This is a genomic window from Pseudomonas sp. TE3911 (assembly GCF_054062775.1).
Genome location: NZ_JBSSFP010000001.1, coordinates 3,732,176 through 3,753,602 on the forward strand (window position 1 = coordinate 3,732,176; position 21,427 = coordinate 3,753,602).

The window sequence follows — 21,427 nt, forward strand, 5'->3', positions numbered from 1 at the left end:
CCTGCTGAATTCTGTCGAGGCTTTTTATGTTTGATTACTCTGCACGTCCAGAACTGCTCAAAGGCCGGGTCATCCTGGTGACCGGCGCCGGTCGCGGGATTGGCGCGGCGGCGGCAAAAACCTATGCCGACCATGGCGCTACCGTGCTGCTGTTAGGCAAAACCGAAGCCAATCTGGCCCAGGTCTACGACGAAATCGAAGCGGCCGGCAACCCGCAGCCAGTGGTGATCCCATTCAACCTGGAGACCGCCCTGCCCCATCAATACGATGAGCTGGCAGCCATGATCGAAAAAGAATTCGGCCACCTCGACGGCCTGCTGCACAACGCCTCGATCATCGGCCCGCGCACGCCCATCGAGCAGCTCTCCGGTGAGAACTTCATGCGGGTGATGCACATCAACGTCAACGCAATGTTCATGCTCACCAGCACCTTGTTGCCGCTGCTCAAGCTGTCCCAGGATGCGTCGGTGGTGTTCACCTCCAGCAGCGTAGGGCGCAAGGGCCGCGCGTATTGGGGCGCTTATGGGGTGTCGAAGTTTGCCACTGAAGGCTTGATGCAGACCTTGGCGGATGAGCTTGAAGATGTGGCAGCGGTGCGGGCCAACAGCATCAACCCTGGCGGCACTCGTACCAGCATGCGGGCCCAGGCGTATCCGGGGGAGAACCCGATGGAAAGGCCTGCGCCGGAAGAGATCATGCCGGTGTACCTGTACCTGATGGGGCCGGACAGTGCCGGCATCAATGGGCAGGCGTTTGATGCGCAGTAACATCTGACACCCAACTCGCTGTGTGAGTTGGCTTTTGTAGTGAGCGGGCTTGCCCCGCGCGGGACTGCGAAGCGGCCCCAAAACCTGCCAGCGCGATCTCTCTGTCAGATCGCGCTGGCTGTAATGGGGCTGCTTCGCAGCCCCGCGCGGGGCAAGCCCGCTCATCACAGGTCTCGCCCCACATTGGGTTTACTTAGTTCTTCACCACTTCCTCAAGGGTGAAGCGCCCCAGCGGGTTTTGCAGAAAGTTGCTCACGTTCTTGCGTGAGATGTTGATGTAAGGGCTGTAGTACAAGTCGATCCAGTTCACATCCTGTTTCGCCAGTTTTTGCAGCTCCACATACATCTGCTCACGCTTGACCGGGTCCGCCTCAATCCGCGCCGCAGCCACCAGGTCCTTGACCTTGTCGTTCTTGTAGCGGGTCATGTAGTTCTGGTTGGTGTCGTGGCCCAGCACAAAGGTGGTCTTCTGGTCCGGGTCGAGGATGTCGTTGGTCCAGTACATCACGGAAATATCGTACTCACCGTCCACCAGCATCTGCCAACTTTGAGTCGGGTCGACCTTCTGCAGGTTGGCGGTGACGCCGACTTTGGCCAACTGGTCCTTGATGATCACCGCGATCTGCTCGTCAGCCTCATTGCCGGCGTTGACCACGTAGTTCAGCTTCAAGTCCTTGGCACCGGCAGCAGCCAGTAATTTCTTGGCTTCGGCCGGGTCGTACGGGCGTTGCAGGTTGTTGGCGTAGTGGTACAGCGAACCTTTTGGAATGTAGGAATAGGCCACGGTGCCCTGACCGTAGGTGGCGGTCTTGACCAGCGATTGTTTGTCGATGGCCATGTCCAGCGCCTGACGGACTTCCGGTTTGGCCAGCAGGCCATGGGCGTGGTTGATCAACAGGTGATCTTCACGGGTGGAAGGGTCGGCGTGGATCACCACGTTCTTGTCTTTCTTCAGCTCTTCAACCCGGGAGAACGGCACGAAGATCGCCGTGTCCAGCTCGTTGTTCTGCACCATGCGCATGCGCGTGTTGTCGTCGGTCACCGAGACCCACTCCACGCCATCCAGGCTCACATTCTTGGCCTGCCAGAAGTTCGGGTTCTTCTTCAGGATCACCCGATCGCCCTTGCGCCACTCCTCCACGGTAAACGCGCCGGATGTCACCGGGTTTTCCGAGTAGGCGTCTTCGCCCATCTTGGTCATGGCTTTTTCCGACAGGATCGAAACCGTCGGGGAGGCCAGTTGCGAGAGGAACGCCACGGCAGGCGTCTTCAAGGTGACGACCAGGGTTTTCGGGTCGGCGGCGTTGGCCGTGTTGATCAGGTTGAAAGGGTCCGCCCACAGCGAGGCTTTGTTATCGCGGATGCGCAGCAGGCTGAACGCCGCATCTTCAGCGGTGATCGGCGAGCCGTCAGAGAATTTCGCATCGCGCAGTTTGAAGGTGTAAGTCAGGCCATCCTTGGAAATCTCCCAGCTTTCGGCCAGGCCCGGTTCCATCTTGGTGCCCAGGTTATCCACGCGCACCAGGGTGTCGTAGACGTTGGCGAACACCCACGTGTCGCGGTTTTGCGCGCTTTTGATCGGGTCGAACGTGGTGCTGTCTTCACGGCAGCCAATAGTCAGGACGCCAGCGGCCTGGGCCAAACCAGCGGTCAGCGACCAAGCCGTAAGCGTAGCGGCGGCGAGCAACTTCAAGTGACGGGATTGCATGTCATAACTCCTTGTTCATGAATGGCAGGAAAGGGTCAAACCAAAGGTGATTCAAGCACGCAACTGTATCGATGCTCGTGCAGGAAATGAGTAGGCGGCGACGCCACGGAACACATGGCGCGCGCATACCGGCAACGTGGATGAAAGGCACAGCCGGTGGGCAAATTCAGTGGGCTCGGTGGCTCACCGGGCAAAGGTTCTGCAGGCAATGGCCGATGCGGATCGATCTCCGGAATCGCCTGGATCAACGCCGCCGTATAGGGATGGCGCGGCGCGCTGAACACTGCCTCAACGGGCCCTTCCTCGACAATCTTGCCCAAGTACATCACCGCCACGCGGTCGCACAGGCGCCGCACGATGGCCAAGTCATGGGCGATAAACAGGATGGCCAGGTTCATGCGCTGTTGCAGTTCCAACAGCAGATTGATGATCTGCCCCTGGATCGACACATCCAGCGCGGCCACGCACTCATCGGCGATGATCAGGCGCGGTTCCACCGCCAAGGCGCGAGCAATGCCGACGCGCTGGCATTGACCGCCACTGAGGGAGCCGGGTTTTCGACTGGCCAGTTCGGGGCGCAAGCCGACCAGCTCAAGCAGTTCATTGACGCGCGCCGGGATGCGCTCTGCCGGGACTTTGCGCTGCACCCGAAGCACCTCGGCGATGGTTTCGCCGATGGTCTGGCGCGGGTTCAACGCGGCGTAGGGATCTTGAAAGATCATCGCCGTTTCATGGCGCAAACGCGCGATGTCGATCGCGCTGCCGTGGGCCATGTCGATACCATCGAACAACACCTGCCCGGCGCTGATCGGGTTGAGGTGCAGGATCGCCCGGCCAAGGGTGCTTTTACCGCTGCCGGACTCGCCCACCAACCCGAGGGTTTCGCCGGCCGCCAGGTTCAGCGACACACCGTTCACCGCCCTCACCCACTGTGTGTTCAGGCCAAACAAACCGCTGCCGGACGCCGCAAAGCGCACCTCCAGATCCTTGATCTGCAACAGGCTCATGGTCGCGCTCCCAGCGGATAGTGACAGGCTACGCGGGCACCTTCTGGCAGCACCTCGGTACATAAGGCACCGACCTGCGGGCAGCGCGGATTGAAGCGGCAGCCGCCGGGCAAGGCATCCAGCAACGGCGGCTGGCCGGGAATGGTGCGCAACAAGGCGTGGCCACTGCTGTGGGCCGGCTGGCAGTCAATCAGGCCAGCGGTGTACGGATGTTGCGGATGGGCCAGCAGGTCGTACTTACTGCCGTGTTCGCACAGGCGCCCCGCGTACATCACCGCGATGGAATCGCAGGTTTGCGCCACCACGCCCAAGTCGTGGGTGATCATGATGATCGACAAGCCACGCTGGTCGCGCAGGTCCAACAACAGACGCAGGATTTGCGCCTGGACGGTCACATCCAGGGCGGTGGTCGGCTCGTCGGCGATCAGTACCCTTGGGTTGCAGCCCAAGGCCACGGCGATCATGGCGCGCTGGCGCATACCGCCGGAAAACTCGTGAGGATAGTTGTCGACGCGCGCCTGTGGATCGGGAATACCCACCTGGCGCAGTACGTCGATGGCGTGTCGTCGGGCATCTTTTTTCGACGCGCCCTGGTGCAGGCGAATACCCTCGGCGATCTGCTCGCCGATGCGCATCAGCGGGTCGAGGTGGCTGCTGGGGTTCTGGAAAATCATGCCCAATTGCCCGCCGCGTATCGCACGCATGCCCGCGTCATCCAGTGACAGCAGATCCTGACCGGCCAGGCACACGGCACCGCCCTGCACGCGCAGATCAGGCGACGGCAGCAGCCGCATCAGGCCTCGGCAGGCCATGGTCTTGCCCGAGCCGCTTTCGCCCACCAAACCAAGGATTTCGCCTTCGGCCAGGTCGAAGGAGACGCGGTCGACCAAGGTGACATCGCGCCCCGCGTTATTGGCGATTACGCTGAGGTCTCGTACCTGAAGCAGACTCATGACCGATCCCCTAACACTTGCGCCAACCCATCAGCCAACAGGCTGAAACCCATGGCCAGGGTCACGATGGCCAACCCCGGAAAGGTGCAGATCCACCAGGCCGTGGTAATAAACGCCTGCCCTTCGGCGACCATCGTCCCCCATTCGGCGGTCGGCGGTTGCACCCCAAGGCCCAGGTAGCTCACGGCGGCACCGTTGAGCAGCACCAGCACCGCATCGGACATGGAAAACACAATCGAGCCAAACATCGCATTCGGCAGCAAATGCCGGAACAGGATGCGCCCATGACCAAAACCCAGGCTCTTGGCGGCCAGGGCAAAGTCGCTTTCCTTGAGCACCAGGATCTGCGAACGGATCAGCCTCGCATACGAGACCCAACCCACCAGCGCCATGGCGATGTAAAAGCTCTTAAGGCCCGGGCCGAGGATGGCCATGATCGCCAGCATCAGCACCAGGAACGGGAACGCCAGGATCACATCGATCACACGCATGCAGAAACTGTCGAAACGACCGCCGATGTAACCTGAGACCGCGCCCACAAAGGTGCCGATCATGAAGGGGAAAATGACCCCGATGATGGCCAGCTGCAGGTCAATACGTGCGCCCCAGATGACCCTGGACAGAATGTCGCGACCGTAGTTATCGGTGCCGAATGGATGGGCCAGGCTGGGACCGATCAAACTGATATCGGTGTTCTGTGCAATCGGATCAAAAGGCGCGATCCATGGCGCCAACAGCGCCAGGGTCAACCACACCAACAGTATCAATAGCCCCCACGCGGCCGTCAGCCGGCCATTGCGAAAACCAAAGCGCAGGCGCAAGCGCCATGGGGCAATCAGCGGGCGGCTGCTCATTGCATTTTCACCCGCGGGTCGAGGGCCACCGTCGCCACATCCGCGATGAAGTTCACCACCACCGTCGCGCAGGCCAACACCATGGCCACGCCCTGCACCACCATGTAGTCGCGGGTAAAGATGCCGCGCACCAATAACTGACCGATGCCAGGAATGGCGAACAGGCTTTCGATGACCACCGTGCCGCTGATCAGCCAACCGATATTCACTGCCAGCAGGTTGACCGCTGGCACCAGGGAATTGGGCAACACATGGCGGCGAAACACGGCGGCTTCGGAAAGTCCGCGCGCACGGGCGGCGGTAACATGGTCCGCCTGCAACTCCATCAACATGCTCGCCCGCAGGTTGCGCACCAGTACTGCCGACAGCGCCAGGGCAATAGTCAGGCACGGCAGGACCATATGGTGTGCCTTGTCCAGCCAGGTGCGACCGTAGCCGGACACCGGGAACAAGCCCCATTTCACACTCAGCAGCAGGATCAGCATCAAGCCCAGCCAGAACGCCGGCATGCCCAGGCCCACCGTGGTGAATACGCGGATCAGGTTGTCGGCCCAGCCGCCTTTATTGCGCGCAGCCAAGGTTGCCAGGGGCACCGCGATCAGCAGCGCCAGCACCACGCTGCCGAGTACCAGCACCAGGGTCGGCTCGATACGGGTGACGATCAGCTTCAGCGCGTCGACCTTGTACAGCAGCGATTGACCGAGGTCGCCCTTCAGGAGGTTCTTCAGAAAATAGAAATATTGCAGCCACAACGGCTGATCGAGGCCGTACTGGGCGCGGATTTTCAGCAACGCGTCCGGTGTACTGCGCGAGCCGAGCAACGCACGCGCCGGGTCGCCGGGGATCGAGCGCACCAGCACAAAGGTAATCAGGCTGATGCCAAACAGCACCGGCAGCAATTGCAGCGGCCGGGACAGCACAAAACGGTAGCGCGCCAAGTTCATCCGTCAGCCTCGGTGGCGAGCAAGAAAGTCCAGCAGCACCGGGAAATACGCCTGGGGTTCTTCGTAGAACGGCATATGGCTGCTGTTGGGGAATACGTGCAGTTCGGCGTGTCTGGCCGCCATTTTCATGCGCATGGCACAGGCCGGGGTGAGTTCGTCGTGCTGGCCGGTGGTGATCAAGATCGGCATCTTGAAATCGGCCATCTCGGGGATGCGGTTCCAGTCCTTGAGGTTGCCGACATAGAGGAATTCGTTAGGGCCCTGCATGGTTTCGTAGGGGCCCATGTTCCAGTCGCCGAGGGAGCGTTTGACCGGCTCGGGCCATTCGTCCAGACGGCACACGTGGCGATAGTTGAGCAAGGTGATCGCGGCCTGGTACTGCGGGTGATCGAGAGTGCCCATCGCTTCATGGCGCTGCATCATGGCCACGGTTTCGCTGCCTAAGGCGCCGCGCAGGCGCTCCAGCTCCTGGGACAGGTGCGGAATGTCGCCGACAGTGTTTTCCAGGATCAGGCTTTTCAGCGCGTCGGGATAATGGATGGCGTATTCGATGCCCAGCCAGCCGCCCCATGAATGCCCGAGCAAGTGCACACGGCCCAGCCCCAGTGCCTGGCGCACGGATTCGACTTCTTCGACATAACGGCGTATTTCCCACAGGGAAACATCGGTCGGTCTGGCTGATGCCCCCGTGCCAAGCTGGTCGAATGCAACCACTCGCAGGTTATGCTCTTTGAGCCAGCCATGGGCGTCGCGCAAGTAGTCACACGGCAGGCCTGGCCCGCCGTTGAGGCACAACAGCACCTCATCGCCTTCGCCAAAGCTGTAGACCACGAGGTTATGGCCGTCGACTTGCACGTTGTACTGCTGGTCGGGGGCAATTTCACGCCACATGCATACATTCCTTGTGTTGTATCGGCCTGGCGAGTAGCGGCCGCTTGTCAGGCCAACACTACCGAGGATGCCGCGCGTCCATAACCTAGTAGTTCTTATAGGTTTGGCCTGGCAGTCCTTCGCCGGGGCGTGGCATTCTACTTGCCGCATGTCGAGATTCAAATGAATTCGGGAGCAGAACGGATGCTGACCAAGCTGACTGCCTTCAACAATCGTCTGATGCCGGGCAGGAGCCTGGATGAGCAGATGGACAACGCGTTTATCCTCGCTCAACAGTTAGGCTTCGATGCGCTGGTGTACGACTACTCCCCCGTGCCGATCGACCAGGACGGCGCATTGATCACCCCCTCGGTGCTGGAACTGCGCAATACACCACCCGACTGGCACGCATTATGGTGCAGCAAAGGGTTTTACCAGATCGACCCGGTGCAACACCTGGCCCTGAGCACGGTATCGCCTTTCGTATGGTCCTACGAAGCCAAGGCCGACACCCCACTGCAAAAAATCATCGATCCGTGCCACGCGCCGGTTTCATCCTACCTGCATGACCAGCAGCTGACCTGCGGCGTCAGCGTACCGATCCACCTGCCCCGTGGTGGCTTTGCTTCGCTGACCGGCCTGCGTATCGGTAGCGCGCACACGGTGTTGCAGGACGCGCAGCAAACTTTGTCGGATTTCAGTGTGATTTCCCATGCGTTGCAGGAAGCAGCCTACCCGCTGTTCAGCAAGGAACTGCGCACCTACCCCCATATTCACCTGACCAAACGCGAACGCGAGTGCCTGAAATGGGCCGCCGAAGGCCTGACCGCTGCTGAAATCGCCACGCAGTTGAGCCGTTCGCTGGCGGTGGTCACGCTGCACCTGGCTTCGGCGATGCACAAGCTGGGCGCCAAAAACCGAGTCCAGGCGGTGGTTCGGGCTACCCATTACCGCCTGCTGGAAGACTGATCCATCGGCAAAACCTAGCTGTTTTGCTAGTTACCTAAATTTCGCGCGCAGACTATCGTGTCCCTGAGCCTTTTTTCAGAGCAGGGTACGAAATGGAATTCATCGAAAAAATTCGCGAAGGGTATGCGGCCTTTGGCGCCTACCAGACCTGGTATCGCGTCACTGGCGACCTGTCCAGCGGCCGTACACCACTGGTCGTCATCCACGGCGGCCCCGGCTGTACCCATGATTATGTCGACGCCTTCAAGGACGTCGCAGCCAGCGGCCACGCGGTCATCCACTACGACCAACTGGGCAATGGCCGCTCCACGCATTTACCTGAGAAAGATCCGTCCTTCTGGACCGTCGACTTGTTCCTCAAAGAACTGGATAACCTGCTGGATCACCTGCAGATCAGCGACAACTACGCGATCCTCGGCCAGTCCTGGGGCGGCATGCTCGGCAGTGAACATGCAATCTTGCAACCCAAGGGTTTGCGCGCGTTCATCCCGGCCAACTCCCCGACCTGCATGCGCACTTGGGTCAGCGAGGCCAATCGCCTGCGCCAATTGCTGCCGGAAGGCGTGCACGAAACCCTGCTCAAGCACGAAGCCGCTGGCACCTATCAAGACCCGGAATACCTCGCTGCCTCGCGGGTGTTCTATGACCAGCACGTATGCCGCGTGAACCCCTGGCCGGAGGAAGTGGCGCGCACTTTCGCCCAGGTCGATTCAGACCCTACGGTTTATCACGCCATGAGCGGCCCGACCGAGTTCCACGTGATCGGCAGTCTGAAGGACTGGAAATCCATTGGCCGCCTCTCGGCGATCAAGGTGCCGACCCTGGTGATCTCGGGCCGACATGACGAGGCCACCCCACTGGTGGTCAAGCCGTTTCTGGATGAGATCGCGGATGTACGCTGGGCGCTGTTCGAAGACTCCAGCCACATGCCCCACGTGGAAGAACGCCAGGCCTGCATGGGGACCGTGGTGAAGTTTTTGGATGAGGCCTGTTCAGTGCCGCACCCCGTCCGCAAGGCTGGCTGAGTTCCAAATGTGGGAGGGGGCTTGCTCCCGATAGCGCTGGGTCAGTCACGACTACTGTGGCTGACACCCTGCTATCGGGAGCAAGCCCCCTCCCACATTTTCAGACCTCTGTGGTTTCAGGCTGCGCCGTTTTCCTTGGCACCTCCGCTACCAGCGGAATCTCCTTGCCCTCGGCATCAAACAACTTGCCGCCCCTGAAGTAATCTCCATCCCGCAACGCCGCGACATCGTGGAAGCACAAACTGCGCTCGGTCCCCGCCACGAACACCGACTGCTGATCCGAATTGCCCGCCGTGAAGTGGTTAAACGCCAGGTTCAACAAGATCGCCATGATCGCCGACGAGCTGATGCCCGAGTGGAAAATGGTCGCAAACCAGCTAGGGAATTGATCGTAGAAACTCGGCGCAGCAATCGGAATCATGCCAAAACCGATGGAGGTGGCGACGATGATCAGGTTCATGTTGTTGCGGTAATCCACTTTCGACAGGGTGCGAATACCACTGGCCGCCACGGTGCCGAACAGCACAATCCCGGCACCGCCCAGCACCGAGGTGGGCACCGCGGCGATCACCCGCCCCATAAATGGCAGCAGGCCAAGGATCACCAGGAACAGGCCACCGGTGGCAACCACAAAGCGACTCTTCACCCCGGTCACCGCCACCAGGCCGACGTTCTGGGCGAACGCACTCTGGGTGAACGAACCGAAGATCGGCGCGAACATACTCGACAGCATGTCGGCGCGCAGGCCATTACCGAGGCGTTTAGAGTCGACTTTGGTGTCGATGATTTCGCCCACGGCCAAGATGTCGGCCGAGGTTTCCACCAGGGTCACCATCACCACGATGCACATGGAAATGATCGCCGCGATGTGGAAGGTCGGCATGCCGAAATGGAAGGGCGTAGGGAAACCAAACATCGGGCCCTGGGTCACGCCGGAAAAGTCCGCCATGCCGAGGAACACCGCAATCACCGTGCCGATGACCATCGCCAGCAGGATCGACAGGCGCGAGATGGTTGCGCTGCCAATCTTGCTCAATAGCAGCACCAATACCAAGGTCAACGCCGCCAGGCCGATATTGGGCATGCTGCCGAAATCCGCAGCGCGGCTGTTACCGCCCATGGCCCAGCGTGCCGCCACGGGCATCAGCGTCAGGCCGATGGTGGTGATCACGATGCCAGTCACCAATGGCGGGAAGAACTTGGTAATCCGCGAGAACACTGGCGTGATCAGTAGCCCGATAAACGACGCGGCCATCACCGCCCCAAGAATCGCCGGCACCCCGCCAGCGCCGTCGCTGCCGACAATCGCCACCATGGTTGCCACACCGGCAAATGACACGCCCTGCACCAGCGGCAACTGACAGCCAAAGAACGGCAGGCCAAGGGTTTGCAACAGGGTGGCCAAGCCACCAGCGAACAGCGACGCGGCGATCAGCAGACCAATATCTGCCGGTGACAACCCGGCCGCCTGACCGACGATCAACGGTACCGCGACGATGCCGCCGTACATGGTGAGCACATGCTGCAGGCCGTAAGCCATGTTGGCGGCGACGCCGAGATTCTCATCTTCTGGCCGCTGCGGTGACGCCTTCGGGATAGTCATGGTGAGGGGTTCTCTGTTTTTGTTGTGCGGCCACTGTATGCAATGTTAGGACTAGATGTCCATAGAGTTGTATACAATCAATCGAACAAGATACCCTCCGCCGGCGTTACAAAAACAATCCGGCCGTGATGAGCCAGAACGCCAAAGGACCAGGACCATGAAAAAGGTATTACAGGGCGCCACCGTTGCACTCACCCTTCTCGGCGGCGGGGAGGCTGTCGCGGTGGAATGGATGAACAACAGCGTAGGCTTTCGCTACGGCCAGCAGTTCACCAACCCGAACAACCCCGATGAATTCAGCAAGCGCATCTACAGCTTCACCCACGCCAGCGGCTACCAGTACGGCAGCAATTTCCTGAACCTGGACGTGTTCCTGTCCGACAGCCGCGACCCGCGCAAGGGCACTGATCACGGTGGCAGCGAGGTGTACGCCGTGTATCGGCATCAGCTGTACGCCTCACGCGTATTTGATGTGCCGCTGGGCACCGGGCTGATCAAGGATTACGCGCTGACCTTGGGCTTTGATGCCAACCGCAACAACAACTTCGCCTCGGCCAAAAAGCGTGCGCTGGTGCTCGGCCCGACCTTGAAGTTCAACACCGTGGGCGTGCTGGACCTGAGCCTGATGTACTACAAGGAAAAGAATCACACCGGCATCCCCGGCGCGCAGGAGTCGAACCACACCTTCGACGACACCTACATGCTTAACCTGACTTGGATGCGCCCATTCGAAATCGCCAACCACGCGGCAAAATTCCAGGGTTTTATCAATTACGTCGGGGAAAAAGGCGAGGACTACCATGGCCGTGACACTGCGCCGGAAGCCTTGATGCGCACCGCGTTGATGGTGGCGGTACGACCGGGTAAGAGCGTAAAGCCGAACCTGTACCTCGGGGTGGGTTACGAGTACTGGCACAACAAATTCGGTGTGGGCGGCGGCCGGGGTAGCCGCACGTCAACACCGACGGTGAATATGGAGATCACGTTTTAGCCACTCACCCAGCCGAGTCAAAATGTGGGAGGGGCTTGCCCCCTCTCACAATGACCGCACTGTCAGCCTAAACGCGCGACAGCTTCGAAGCCGTGTGCTTCGGCCGCGCCAGCCAGTAGCCCAACACCGCAAGTGGCGCGGTCGCCAGCATCACGATCACGGTGATCAGCAGCGGTTGGTCGATCATCGAAGACACCAGCAGGCTGCTGAGAAAACACAGGCCCAGTTGCAAGGTGTTTTGCAACGCGGCCGCCTTGCCGGAATTTTCCGCAAACGGCATCAGTGCATTCGCCACCACGATCGGATAACTCGCACCGTTGACCAACGCCATCAGACAGAACGGAATCAGCAAGGTGGTGAGGGTCGGCACGGTCATGGTCGCAACCAGATACAGCGCCACCATGCTGATGCAGTAGGCCGCCAGTAACCAAGGCAACAGCGTCTTGCCCTGGAAACGCTGCAAGGCGCTGCGGCAGCTGTAGCCGCCCACCAGAAACGCCAGTGTCGGCAACACGTAACTCAGGCCGATGTCATTCGGGCTGTAGCCCATGTCGCCAAGGATGAACGGCGAAGCCGTCAGCCAGGCAAAGAAACTGGCGGAGCAGGCAGCGAAGATCATCACGTTGCCGGTGAACACCCGGGAGGTGAGCAACTGTCCATAACCGAGGCGTGTCGGAGTTTCTGCCTGCCGTTTCGGCACGCTGCGCAGGAACAAGGTCGGCAGCAGCAACAGCAGTGATACGCCCAGCAAGACCCCAAAGATCGCCTGCCAACCGAAGTGATTCAGCACCATCGCGCCCAACAGCGGCGCCAGGGCAGGCGACAGCGACATCAGCGGCATGATGCTGGCGAACACCCGGTGAGCCTTGTCGGCCGGGTAGCGGTCAATGACCAGCGCCTGCCAGCTCACAGCAGCGGAGCACACGCCAATGGCCTGCATAAAGCGCAAGGCCAGCAGTTGAGACGCGGTCTCGACCCAGAACATTCCGGCGCAGCCCAGCACAAACAGACTCAAGCCTGCGAGCAAGATCGGCTTGCGCCCCAGGCGATCGGACAACGGGCCCCACAGCAACTGCCCCAGCGCAAAGCCGGCGAGGAAAATACTCAAGCTGGCCCCCACCGCGCCAGCGCCAATCTGCAACTGCTCGCCCATGGCGCCGAACGCCGGCAAGTACATATCCATGGCCAGATAACCGAGCATGCTCAGCCCCGCCAGGTACCAGGTAAAACCAAAAGAATTTTTCATTGAAGCCTTGTAGATCTTGCCATCAAACTATTTGCTGACTGGCGGCCATTATGAGGCTGACAGATTTTGTGTGAAGCGATAATAATTGGACACTCTTATCAATAATTTTGAAGGCAGTCACCATGTGGTCTGAATACTCCCTGGATGTAGTCGATGCGGTGGCACGCCATGGCAGTTTCAGCGCTGCCGCCCAGGAATTGCACCGCGTGCCATCGGCCATCAGCTACACGGTGCGTCAGTTGGAAGAATGGTTGGCAGTGCCACTGTTTGTGCGGCGCCATCGCGACGTAGAGCTGACCCCGGCGGGCCGTCTATTTATAGACGAAGCCCGAGGCGTGATGAAAAAAATGCTCGGCACGCGGCGTCTGTGTCAGCAAGTGGCGAACGGTTGGAGCGGTCAGTTGAAGGTGGCCGTGGACTCCATCGTCAAACCCCAGCGTTGCCGGCAGTTGGTGCTGGATTTCTATCGACAGTTCCCCGAGGTGGAATTGTTGCTGGAATACGAGGTGTACAACGGCGTGTGGGACGCCCTGGCCGATGAGCGCACCGACATTGTGATCGGCGCCACCAGCGCGGTGCCGGTGGCCAGTCACTTCACCTTTCGCGACATGGGGTTGTTGAACTGGTTGTGTGTGGTCAGCGCCAAGCATCCACTGGCGGCGGTGCAAGGGCTGCTCAGCGATGACCAACTGCGCCCGTTCGCATCACTGTGCATGACCGACACTTCACGCAACCTCCCCAAGCGCGACACCTGGACGCTGGATAACCAACGTCGGCTGGTGGTGCCGAACTGGGCGTCCGCCATCGATTGCCTGCGTGATGGTCTGTGCGTCGGCATGGCGCCAGCGCATCAGGTGTTGCCGTGGATCGAACGCGGTGAACTGGTGGCGCTGCAATTGACCCGGCCCTTCCCCGCCAGCCCGTCGTGCGTGGCCTGGGCACAGAACAAGCTGTCCCCGGCCATGGCGTGGTTGCTGGAGTATCTGGGGGATAAAGAGACAATGAACCAGGAATGGCTCAATGGGCCTGATCCAATAAACGGGTGATGGCTCGCACGATCATTTCGACCTCCTTGGCATCCAGGGTCAACGGCGGCAACAGGCGAATGACCTTACCCCGCGTCACATTGATCAGTAGCCCATGCTCCTGGGCAGCGCGCTGGGCCAGTTCGCGGTAAGGGCTGGTCAGCTCGATGCCGATCATCAAGCCTTGCCCGCGAATCGCCATTACCTGCGGGTGTTCGTCCAATTCCATCCGCAACCGCGCCAGCAAGCGCTCGCCCTGCTGCGCAGCGTTCTGCAACAGGCCTTGCTCTTCGATAATGTCCAACACGGTGCAGCCCACCCGACACGCCAGCGGGTTGCCGCCGAAAGTGCTGCCGTGGCTGCCCGGCGTGAATAACTGGGCCACCCCCGCCCTTGCAAGGCAGGCGCCGATGGGCACACCGTTGCCCAGGCCTTTGGCCAAGGTCATCACGTCCGGCAGGATGCCTTCATGCTGGAAAGCAAACCAGGCGCCGGTACGGCCGATGCCGGTCTGGATTTCATCCAGCATCATCAGCCAACCGTGGCGCGTGCAGTGATCGCGCAGCGCTTGCAGGTAACCCGGCGGCGCCGGCAGCACGCCGCTTTCGCCCTGGATCGGCTCCAGCAAGACCGCCGCGATCCGCGTACCAAACGTTTTGGTGAGTGCTTCGATGGCCGCCAGATCACCAAACCGGACCTTGAGAAAATCCCCCGGCAAGCGCTGAAAACCAAGGCGCACCGACGGCCCATCACTAGCGGCCATGGTGCCAAGCGTGCGGCCGTGGAAGGCATTCTCCATGACCACCACCAACGGCTCTTCGATGCCTTTTTTCCAACCATGCAACCGCGCCAGTTTCAACGCGGTCTCGTTGGCTTCGGCGCCGGAGTTGTTGAAAAAAACGCGGTCCAGGCCGGACAGTTGCGTCAAGCGCTGGGCCAGACGCTGCTGCCAATCAATGCTGTAGAGGTTGGAGGTATGCAGCAACAGGCCAGCTTGCTCGCTGATAGCCGTCACCAGTTTCGGGTGGGAGTGGCCGACATTGGTCACCGCCACACCCGCTACCGCGTCCAGGTATTCACGGCCCTGTTGATCCCACAGGCGTGTGCCCAGGCCACGGGTAAAACTCAAGGCCAAGGGTTGGTAGGTGGTCATCAGGCAGGCGGCGGTCATGGTGGCAGGCTCCGGTTGTGGTGATGGAAGTATCGTTAGCCACCTCAGCTGGATAAACTGCGCTTTCCTGCAATGACTTTAAATCAGGGATTTATAATGGACCTGTTCCAGGCAATGTCGGTGTACGTGAAAGTGGTGGAGACCGGCAGCATGACCGCTGCGGCACAGGCCTGTGGGATGTCGACCACAATGGTCGGTAACCATTTGCGCGCCTTGGAGCAACGCCTGGGCGTCAGCCTGCTCAAGCGCACCACCCGCAAGCAGAGCCTGACGGAATTCGGTGGCCAGTATTACCAGCGCTGCCTGGAAGTGCTGGGACTGGTCGCCGACTCCGAACAATTGGCAGAACAGGCCCACAGTGACGTTCCCAAAGGCACCCTGCGCATCACCGCGCCACCCGCCTTCGGCACCGAACGCCTGGCGCCGGCCTTGAGCGAATTCTCGCAACGCTACCCGCTGATCAAACTGTACGTGGTGCTCAGCAATCAGCGTATGGACATGGTCGACAGCGGCTTTGACGTGGCGATCCGCCTGGGCGAACTGGAGCCGTCGAGCCTGATCGCCCGCCCCATGCAGGACTACACCATCACCCTATGCGCCTCACCGCAATACCTGGAACGGCGTGGCACGCCACAGACGCCTGTAGACCTGCAGCACCACGACTGCCTGGCCTTCGCCTACCCATCCACCGACGACTGGCGCAATGCCGACAAGCTCTGGCGCATGACCGGCGCAGAGGGCGAAGTGGAAATCCCGGTGTCCGGTTCGCTGACCATCAACAGCTCCCAAGCCCTGCGCCAGGCGGCAGTGCAAGGCATGGGCATCGTCATGCTGCCCGACGCCCTGGTACAGCCCGACCTGCAGAGCGGCAAGCTGGTGGCGTTGCTGACCACTTACCAACTGCCCAGCCGTCCCATGCACTTGCTGTATGGCCAGGACCGCTATCGCCTGCCAAAGCTGCGCGCCTTTGTCGATTTCGCCATGGAGAAATGGGCGCGCTAGAAGCCCACACCCAACTCCCTCAGCCGAGCCGCCGTCTGTTCGGCTGACACATGGTGAATGCCTTGCCAGCCGAGGGCGATGGCCGCGTCGATATTGCCGCCAACATCATCGATAAATACGACTTCTCATGGCTGGATATCCGGCAAATGGGCACGAACTTGACTAAGGCTGGCGTGGTAGATCGCCGGATCGGGCTTGATCAGCTTCAACTCGCCAGACACCACGATGTCGCGAAAACACTGCAGGAAGGGATAGTGGGCACGGGCATAGGGAAAGGTTTCGGCTGACCAGTTGGTAAGCCCAAACAAGGGCATGTTGGCTGCATGCAGCGCCCTGAGAATCGCCACGCCTTCGGGCAACGGGCCACGCAGCATTTCATGCCAGCGGTCGTAGTACGCCGTGATCAGGGTTTTGTGGTGCGGGAATTGATTGATCAGGACGTGCGTGGCTTCGGCCAGCGGCCGACCCGCGTCCTGCTCGGTGTTCCAGGCCTGGGTGCAGATATTCTCGAGAAACCATTGCCGCTCATCATCATCGGCAATCAGCTTGCGGTACAGGTGTTGCGGGTTCCAATCGAACAACACACCGCCGAAATCAAACACTACTGCGCGAATCGTCATGGGGTCCTCCCGTGTGTGAAACGACATAACCATCACAGTCTGGCATGCCTGCGACCTGCAAGAGCATGTAAGAGCGAGTAGGAACGCTCTGAGAATTCGACCAGGCCCGGCGATGGGAAACAGCGGAGCTCCCGTGCAGTACGCGGTTTTAACTGACTTGTGCGAGTTCAACTTCACACAGACAGTCACACTCGTTCTCTGCGATTGAGGGCGCTTTCACCTTAGTGTCGGTCGGACAACTCAAGGAGCTGGCGTTTGGAGGGAATCGTTCAACTTCGCAGTAGACATACGTGGAGAAACTTCAATGACAGGCATGATTTCCTCAGTGATTTCCCCTTGCGCGCACAGCCTTCATGCGCTGCAAAGCTACCGTGCCCAGGGCACGAATGATCCCGCAGCCGATCTGGTCGGCCAAGTAAAAAACCAAACAGGCATCGTGACGAGCCATCTTGCCCCCTTGCAAGGCATCGCGGTAATCACCAACTCCATCATTGGCGTACGCCCGGTCGAAACCGTGGCAACAGGCCTGATAGAAGCCGGGCACCCCACCAAGGACTTCCACATCAAAGGGAAAAGCGCCAACTGGGGCCCCCAGGCAGGTTTTATCTGTACAGATCAGGCGCTCAGCAAGCTTGAGCAATTTGCTGAAAAAACGCCGGCCAAAGTGGCCAAGGCCAATGAGCAAATCCAGGCGTGCATCCAGGAAGGCCATGCAGTTGCAACCCCTCTGAAACTCTCGGGCCAGCGCATTGATGAGCTGCTCAAGCTCGGCCAGATAACCCAACTGGCAGCCCATGGACCTGACGGCATATTGCAGTTGAGCGCCTGCGGGCCCAGTCAACAGTCGTATACATTCGAAGGCCATCGCACGTCGCCTTCAAGTGACAGCTACCTCATCACTCATCAGGGCAAGCCCCTCGAAGTGCTGGCCAAGCAATCAGAAGGCAAACCGTTGACCGCCGATTACGACCTGCACATGATCGCGCCCCACATCAGCGACTTTGGTCCACAGGACAAACTCCCCGTGCCGGACGTGGCCCACCGTGTCTTCAGGGATCGAGTTGAGCGCTACAAGCAGGTTCCGAAAGAGCTACGCGCAGACTTTGAAAGTGCGGCGCACTTCTACCAGAAAGAAGATCCCCACCTCGGCAATGCGACACCGCGAATAGAGCAGATGATAGAACTCATCAATCAAACGTTGATAGGCGAGGGAGAGCGCGTGGTTCATCACAATGCGGACTCGGGCAGCCCGGCAACGGAAGTGGCCGACAATTACCCGGCGACGTTTTTCCTGCCGGCAAAACTGGGCCGATTCAATGAAATCAGCATCATCCGCGACAGTAGGGAAATGGCAGAACTGATAAAGACCGCCAAGGACAGCGGTTATCACGTACCGCTGAATCCACTCTGGGAGAAAGACGTGACCACTGTCAGGCGGTCCGACTTTACCCTGGCAAAAAACCGTCTTTCTTGAATCAAGAAAGAGCTGACAGCGGCCTGATAACCCGGTTATCAAGACCGCTGTCAATCACATCATTTACGCCTGGACCAGACCGTTGATCTTCACGATCGGGTTCACGTCAGCGTCGTAGTCCACGCCATCGACTTCAAAGCCGAACAAGCGCAGGAACTCCGCCTTGTAGCCGGCAAAATCGCTGATCTCGTTGACGTTTTCGTCAGTAACCTGATCCCACAGTGCCGCAACGGCGTCCTGGACCTTAGGCTCCAACTCAGCCAGATCGGCACGCAGGCGGCCGTCGGCGTCGAGTTTCGGCTCGCTGCCGTACAGGCTGTCCTTGAACAGACCGTAGACCTGCTCGATGCAGCCTTCGTGGGTGCCCTGCTCTTTCATCACGCGGAACAGCAGCGACAAGTACAACGGCATGATCGGGATCGCCGAACTGGCCTGGGTCACCACGGCCTTGAGCACCGACACGCGGGCGTCGCCCTTCAGTGCGGCCAGGTTGTCGCGCAGGGTCAGGACTTTCTTGTCGAGGTCTTTCTTGGCTTCGCCGATGGAGCCGTTCCAGTAGATATCCTGGGTCAGCTTCTCGCCGAGGTAGGTGAACGCGGTGGTCTTGGCGCCTTCGGCCAACACGTCCGCATCACGCAGGGCGTCGATCCACAGCTGCCAGTCGGCGCCACCCATGACATTCACGGTGCCGTCGATTTCTTCCTGGGTTGCAGGCTCAAGGGTGGTGTCGACCACAACGCCTTTGTCGGTATTGATACCGCGCAGGGTCACAGCCTTGCCAATTGGCTTGAGGGTGGAGTTATAGACTTCACCGGTTTTAGGATCGGTACGGCGTGGCGCCGCCAGGCTGTAGACCACGAGGTCGATCTTGCCCAGGTCTTTCTTGATGGTTTCGATGGTCAGGCGCTTGATCTCGTCAGAGAACGCGTCGCCGTTGATGCTCTTGGCGTACAGGCCTTTTTCGACGGCAAACTTCTCGAACGCAGCACTGTTGTACCAGCCAGCGGAGCTGAGCTTGCCTTCTTCGCCTTCTTTCTCAAAAAACACGCCCAGGGTGTCGGCGCCGCAGCCAAACGCAGCACTGATACGCGCGGCCAGGCCGTAGCCGGTGGAAGCGCCGAGGACCAGCACCTTCTTGGGGCCGCCTTCGATGACGCCGTTTTTAGTGACGTAGTCGATCTGCTCTTTGACGTTCGCTTCACAGCCAACAGGGTGAGCGGTCACACAGATAAAGCCACGAACCCGCGGTTTGATGATCATAAAAATTTCTGCCTCTTCCAAGGTGCCGAAGGCCAATGGTGGCCATTCAACTTCAATCGTACCGGTCTATGACGCCTGAAAAACCGAAGCGTCACGATAGACGTAAATCTTCCGTTTACAAAATTCAATCCACACAAGGCTGGCAAGGCTTGGAAACGATGTAAAGCCTGCACAAGGTCGCACGCCTTTGCGGTGATGCCGTCGCTGCTCAACGCCGTGATCGCAGGGTTTTGCGGAATGGCCGTTACCCTGCGTCGGGTTTTCTACAAAAACTGGAAGCTGATTCGGTAAGTTCTGCGGCATGATGGGGGTGGACGGTATTTGCGCTGGGCCCCGCGCCTGAGGTAAATATTCGGCTCGTGCGACCGTTTACGGCGCCCATCATTCTCAAGCTATCGCGCCTCGTCGGGTGCGGTGGCTGTGCTTTCAAGGAATCAGAATGCCCCAACGCCAAGTCATCAATGCCTCCGTCAGCCCCAAGGGCAGCCTCGAAACCCTGTCCCAACGTGAAGTCCAGCAACTGAGCGAAGCCGGTACCGGCAGTATCTACACCCTGTTCCGCCAGTGCGCCCTGGCGATCCTCAACACCGGCGCGCATATCGATAACGCCAAGACCATCCTCGACGCCTACAAAGACTTTGAAGTGCGCATCCACCAGCAGGACCGTGGCGTGCGCCTGGAACTGTTGAACGCGCCTGCCGACGCGTTTGTCGATGGTGAAATGATCGCCAGTACCCGTGAGATGTTGTTCAGCGCACTGCGCGACATCGTCTACACCGAGAACGAACTGGACAGCCAGCGCATCGACCTGAGCAACTCTCAAGGCATCACCGACTACGTGTTCCATCTGTTGCGCAACGCCCGCACGCTGCGCCCCGGCGTGGAACCGAAGATCGTGGTGTGCTGGGGTGGGCACTCGATCAATACCGAAGAATACAAATACACCAAGAAAGTCGGCCACGAACTGGGCCTGCGCAGCCTCGACGTATGCACCGGTTGCGGCCCCGGCGTGATGAAAGGCCCGATGAAGGGCGCGACCATTTCCCACGCCAAGCAACGCATCACCGGCGGCCGCTACCTGGGCCTGACCGAGCCGGGCATCATCGCCGCCGAAGCGCCGAACCCGATCGTCAACGAGCTGGTGATCCTGCCGGACATCGAAAAACGCCTGGAGGCCTTTGTGCGTGTCGGCCACGGCATCATCATCTTCCCAGGCGGTGCCGGCACGGCTGAAGAGTTCCTGTACCTGCTTGGCATCCTGATGCACCCGGACAACCGCGACGTGCCCTTCCCGGTCATTCTCACCGGGCCGAAACAGGCTGCGCCGTACTTGCAGCAACTGCATGCCTTCGTCGGTGCCACCCTGGGCGAAGCAGCGCAGGCGCACTACCAGATCATCATCGACGACCCGGCCGAAGTGGCCCGCCAAATGACCGTCGGCCTCAAGGCGGTGAAACAATTCCGCCGCGAACGCAACGACGCGTTCCACTTCAACTGGCTGCTGAAAATCGACGAAGGCTTCCAGCGCCCGTTCGACCCGACCCACGAAAACATGGCCGGCCTGCAACTGAGCCACGCACTTCCACCCCACGAACTGGCGGCCAACCTGCGACGTGCCTTCTCGGGGATCGTGGCCGGCAACGTGAAGGACAAAGGCATCCGCCTGATCGAGGAGCATGGGCCGTACGAGATCCACGGCGACCCGGCCATCATGAAGCCGCTGGATGAGCTGTTGCAGGCGTTCGTCGCCCAGCACCGCATGAAATTGCCGGGCGGTGCGGCGTACGTGCCTTGTTATCGCGTAGTGCAGTGAGATAAAGGGGCTGGCCGGTCGGTCATCGTTTTTATCGCCTTGGCCCATCGGCAAGGTTGTGAACACACCGCCACCTTTGACCTCAATGCGGTCAAGGCGGCGGGCATCAAGCGCCTGACCTGAAC

General features: G+C 60.0%; 18 protein-coding genes and 2 pseudogenes. 9 read left to right on the forward strand and 11 right to left on the reverse strand.

Translation table 11 applies throughout. The features are described from left to right. The first annotated feature begins 26 nt into the window (after positions 1-26). Positions 27-767, forward strand: coding sequence for a YciK family oxidoreductase (locus tag ACVWXD_RS16885; RefSeq protein ID WP_457371197.1), 741 nt, complete (start codon positions 27-29; stop codon positions 765-767). A 193-nt stretch (positions 768-960) separates the two neighbouring features. Here ACVWXD_RS16885 and ACVWXD_RS16890 read toward each other — a convergent pair whose 3' ends face one another. The 6 genes from ACVWXD_RS16890 to ACVWXD_RS16915 are packed head-to-tail and all read right to left on the reverse strand — an operon-like array spanning position 961 to position 7,124. Continuing rightward, a complete protein-coding gene (locus tag ACVWXD_RS16890; RefSeq protein ID WP_095184187.1) occupies positions 961-2,475 on the reverse strand; it encodes an ABC transporter substrate-binding protein in 1,515 nt (504 codons plus the stop codon). A 35-nt stretch (positions 2,476-2,510) separates the two neighbouring features. After that, a complete protein-coding gene (locus ACVWXD_RS16895; protein ID WP_260366605.1) occupies positions 2,511-3,482 on the reverse strand; it encodes an ABC transporter ATP-binding protein in 972 nt (323 codons plus the stop codon). Beyond that, positions 3,479-4,435: an ABC transporter ATP-binding protein gene (locus ACVWXD_RS16900; protein ID WP_032888895.1), complete on the reverse strand. Its 957-nt coding sequence runs from the start codon at positions 4,433-4,435 to the stop codon at positions 3,479-3,481. Before ACVWXD_RS16900 ends, ACVWXD_RS16895 begins: the two co-directional genes overlap by 4 nt. Beyond that, the gene (locus ACVWXD_RS16905; protein WP_457371198.1) at positions 4,432-5,289 is read right to left on the reverse strand and encodes an ABC transporter permease; all 858 of its coding nucleotides are present in this window, start codon (positions 5,287-5,289) and stop codon (positions 4,432-4,434) included. The genes ACVWXD_RS16900 and ACVWXD_RS16905 overlap by 4 nt, the downstream gene beginning before the upstream one ends. Further along, entirely contained in the window at positions 5,286-6,233 is a 948-nt protein-coding gene (locus ACVWXD_RS16910) for an ABC transporter permease (protein ID WP_260366607.1), read from the reverse strand. Before ACVWXD_RS16910 ends, ACVWXD_RS16905 begins: the two co-directional genes overlap by 4 nt. Before the next feature lie 3 nt (positions 6,234-6,236). After that, a complete protein-coding gene (locus ACVWXD_RS16915; protein ID WP_095184185.1) occupies positions 6,237-7,124 on the reverse strand; it encodes a proline iminopeptidase-family hydrolase in 888 nt (295 codons plus the stop codon). A 183-nt stretch (positions 7,125-7,307) separates the two neighbouring features. On the opposite strand from ACVWXD_RS16915, the gene ACVWXD_RS16920 reads away from it, so the two are divergent. Then, a complete protein-coding gene (locus ACVWXD_RS16920; RefSeq protein ID WP_032888888.1) occupies positions 7,308-8,072 on the forward strand; it encodes a LuxR family transcriptional regulator in 765 nt (254 codons plus the stop codon). Between the two features lie 92 nt (positions 8,073-8,164). Then, positions 8,165-9,097, forward strand: coding sequence for a proline iminopeptidase-family hydrolase (locus tag ACVWXD_RS16925; RefSeq protein WP_032888886.1), 933 nt, complete (start codon positions 8,165-8,167; stop codon positions 9,095-9,097). Between the two features lie 100 nt (positions 9,098-9,197). Here ACVWXD_RS16925 and ACVWXD_RS16930 read toward each other — a convergent pair whose 3' ends face one another. Further along, the gene (locus ACVWXD_RS16930) at positions 9,198-10,700 is read right to left on the reverse strand and encodes a nucleobase:cation symporter-2 family protein (RefSeq protein WP_122752665.1); all 1,503 of its coding nucleotides are present in this window, start codon (positions 10,698-10,700) and stop codon (positions 9,198-9,200) included. Positions 10,701-10,857: 157 nt separating this feature from the next. On the opposite strand from ACVWXD_RS16930, the gene ACVWXD_RS16935 reads away from it, so the two are divergent. Next, a complete protein-coding gene (locus ACVWXD_RS16935) occupies positions 10,858-11,691 on the forward strand; it encodes a nucleoside-binding protein (RefSeq protein WP_457371199.1) in 834 nt (277 codons plus the stop codon). 67 nt (positions 11,692-11,758) lie between these two features. Here the strand turns inward: ACVWXD_RS16935 and punC are convergent, their stop codons facing one another. Continuing rightward, complete coding sequence (gene punC, locus ACVWXD_RS16940) at positions 11,759-12,937, reverse strand: purine nucleoside transporter PunC (RefSeq protein ID WP_032888880.1); 1,179 nt, start codon at positions 12,935-12,937, stop codon at positions 11,759-11,761. 122 nt (positions 12,938-13,059) lie between these two features. Between punC and punR the strand changes: the two genes are divergently transcribed. Next, positions 13,060-13,983 (forward strand): DNA-binding transcriptional activator PunR, encoded by a 924-nt coding sequence (gene punR / locus ACVWXD_RS16945; protein ID WP_095184183.1) that lies wholly within the window; start codon positions 13,060-13,062, stop codon positions 13,981-13,983. Here the strand turns inward: punR and ACVWXD_RS16950 are convergent. Further along, positions 13,955-15,133, reverse strand: coding sequence for an acetylornithine transaminase (locus ACVWXD_RS16950; RefSeq protein WP_095184182.1), 1,179 nt, complete (start codon positions 15,131-15,133; stop codon positions 13,955-13,957). The two genes, punR and ACVWXD_RS16950, sit on opposite strands and share 29 nt — an antisense overlap. Before the next feature lie 96 nt (positions 15,134-15,229). Here ACVWXD_RS16950 and ACVWXD_RS16955 point away from each other — a divergent pair, with 96 nt between their 5' ends. Continuing rightward, positions 15,230-16,135, forward strand: a complete 906-nt coding sequence (locus ACVWXD_RS16955) for a LysR family transcriptional regulator (RefSeq protein ID WP_095184181.1) — start codon at positions 15,230-15,232, stop codon at positions 16,133-16,135. On the opposite strand, the pseudogene ACVWXD_RS16960 reads toward ACVWXD_RS16955, so the two are convergent. Further along, positions 16,132-16,755, reverse strand: a pseudogene (locus tag ACVWXD_RS16960) (HAD family hydrolase). The gene ACVWXD_RS16955 and the pseudogene ACVWXD_RS16960 overlap by 4 nt on opposite strands. Before the next feature lie 304 nt (positions 16,756-17,059). Here ACVWXD_RS16960 and ACVWXD_RS16965 point away from each other — a divergent pair. Then, on the forward strand, positions 17,060-18,229 hold the full coding sequence (locus ACVWXD_RS16965) for an anthrax toxin-like adenylyl cyclase domain-containing protein (protein WP_457371200.1): 1,170 nt from the start codon (positions 17,060-17,062) through the stop codon (positions 18,227-18,229). A gap of 63 nt (positions 18,230-18,292) precedes the next feature. Here ACVWXD_RS16965 and fabV read toward each other — a convergent pair whose 3' ends face one another. Then, positions 18,293-19,489 carry an enoyl-ACP reductase FabV gene (fabV, locus tag ACVWXD_RS16970; protein ID WP_457371201.1) on the reverse strand — a complete coding sequence of 399 codons (1,197 nt, stop codon included), beginning with the start codon at positions 19,487-19,489 and terminating at the stop codon, positions 18,293-18,295. 192 nt (positions 19,490-19,681) lie between these two features. Between fabV and ACVWXD_RS16975 the strand changes: the two are divergent. Continuing rightward, positions 19,682-19,780, forward strand: a pseudogene (locus tag ACVWXD_RS16975) (aspartyl/asparaginyl beta-hydroxylase domain-containing protein); the annotation flags it as partial. A 148-nt stretch (positions 19,781-19,928) separates the two neighbouring features. Continuing rightward, entirely contained in the window at positions 19,929-21,302 is a 1,374-nt protein-coding gene (gene ppnN, locus ACVWXD_RS16980; RefSeq protein WP_032888871.1) for a nucleotide 5'-monophosphate nucleosidase PpnN, read from the forward strand. The last annotated feature ends 125 nt before the right edge of the window (positions 21,303-21,427 follow it).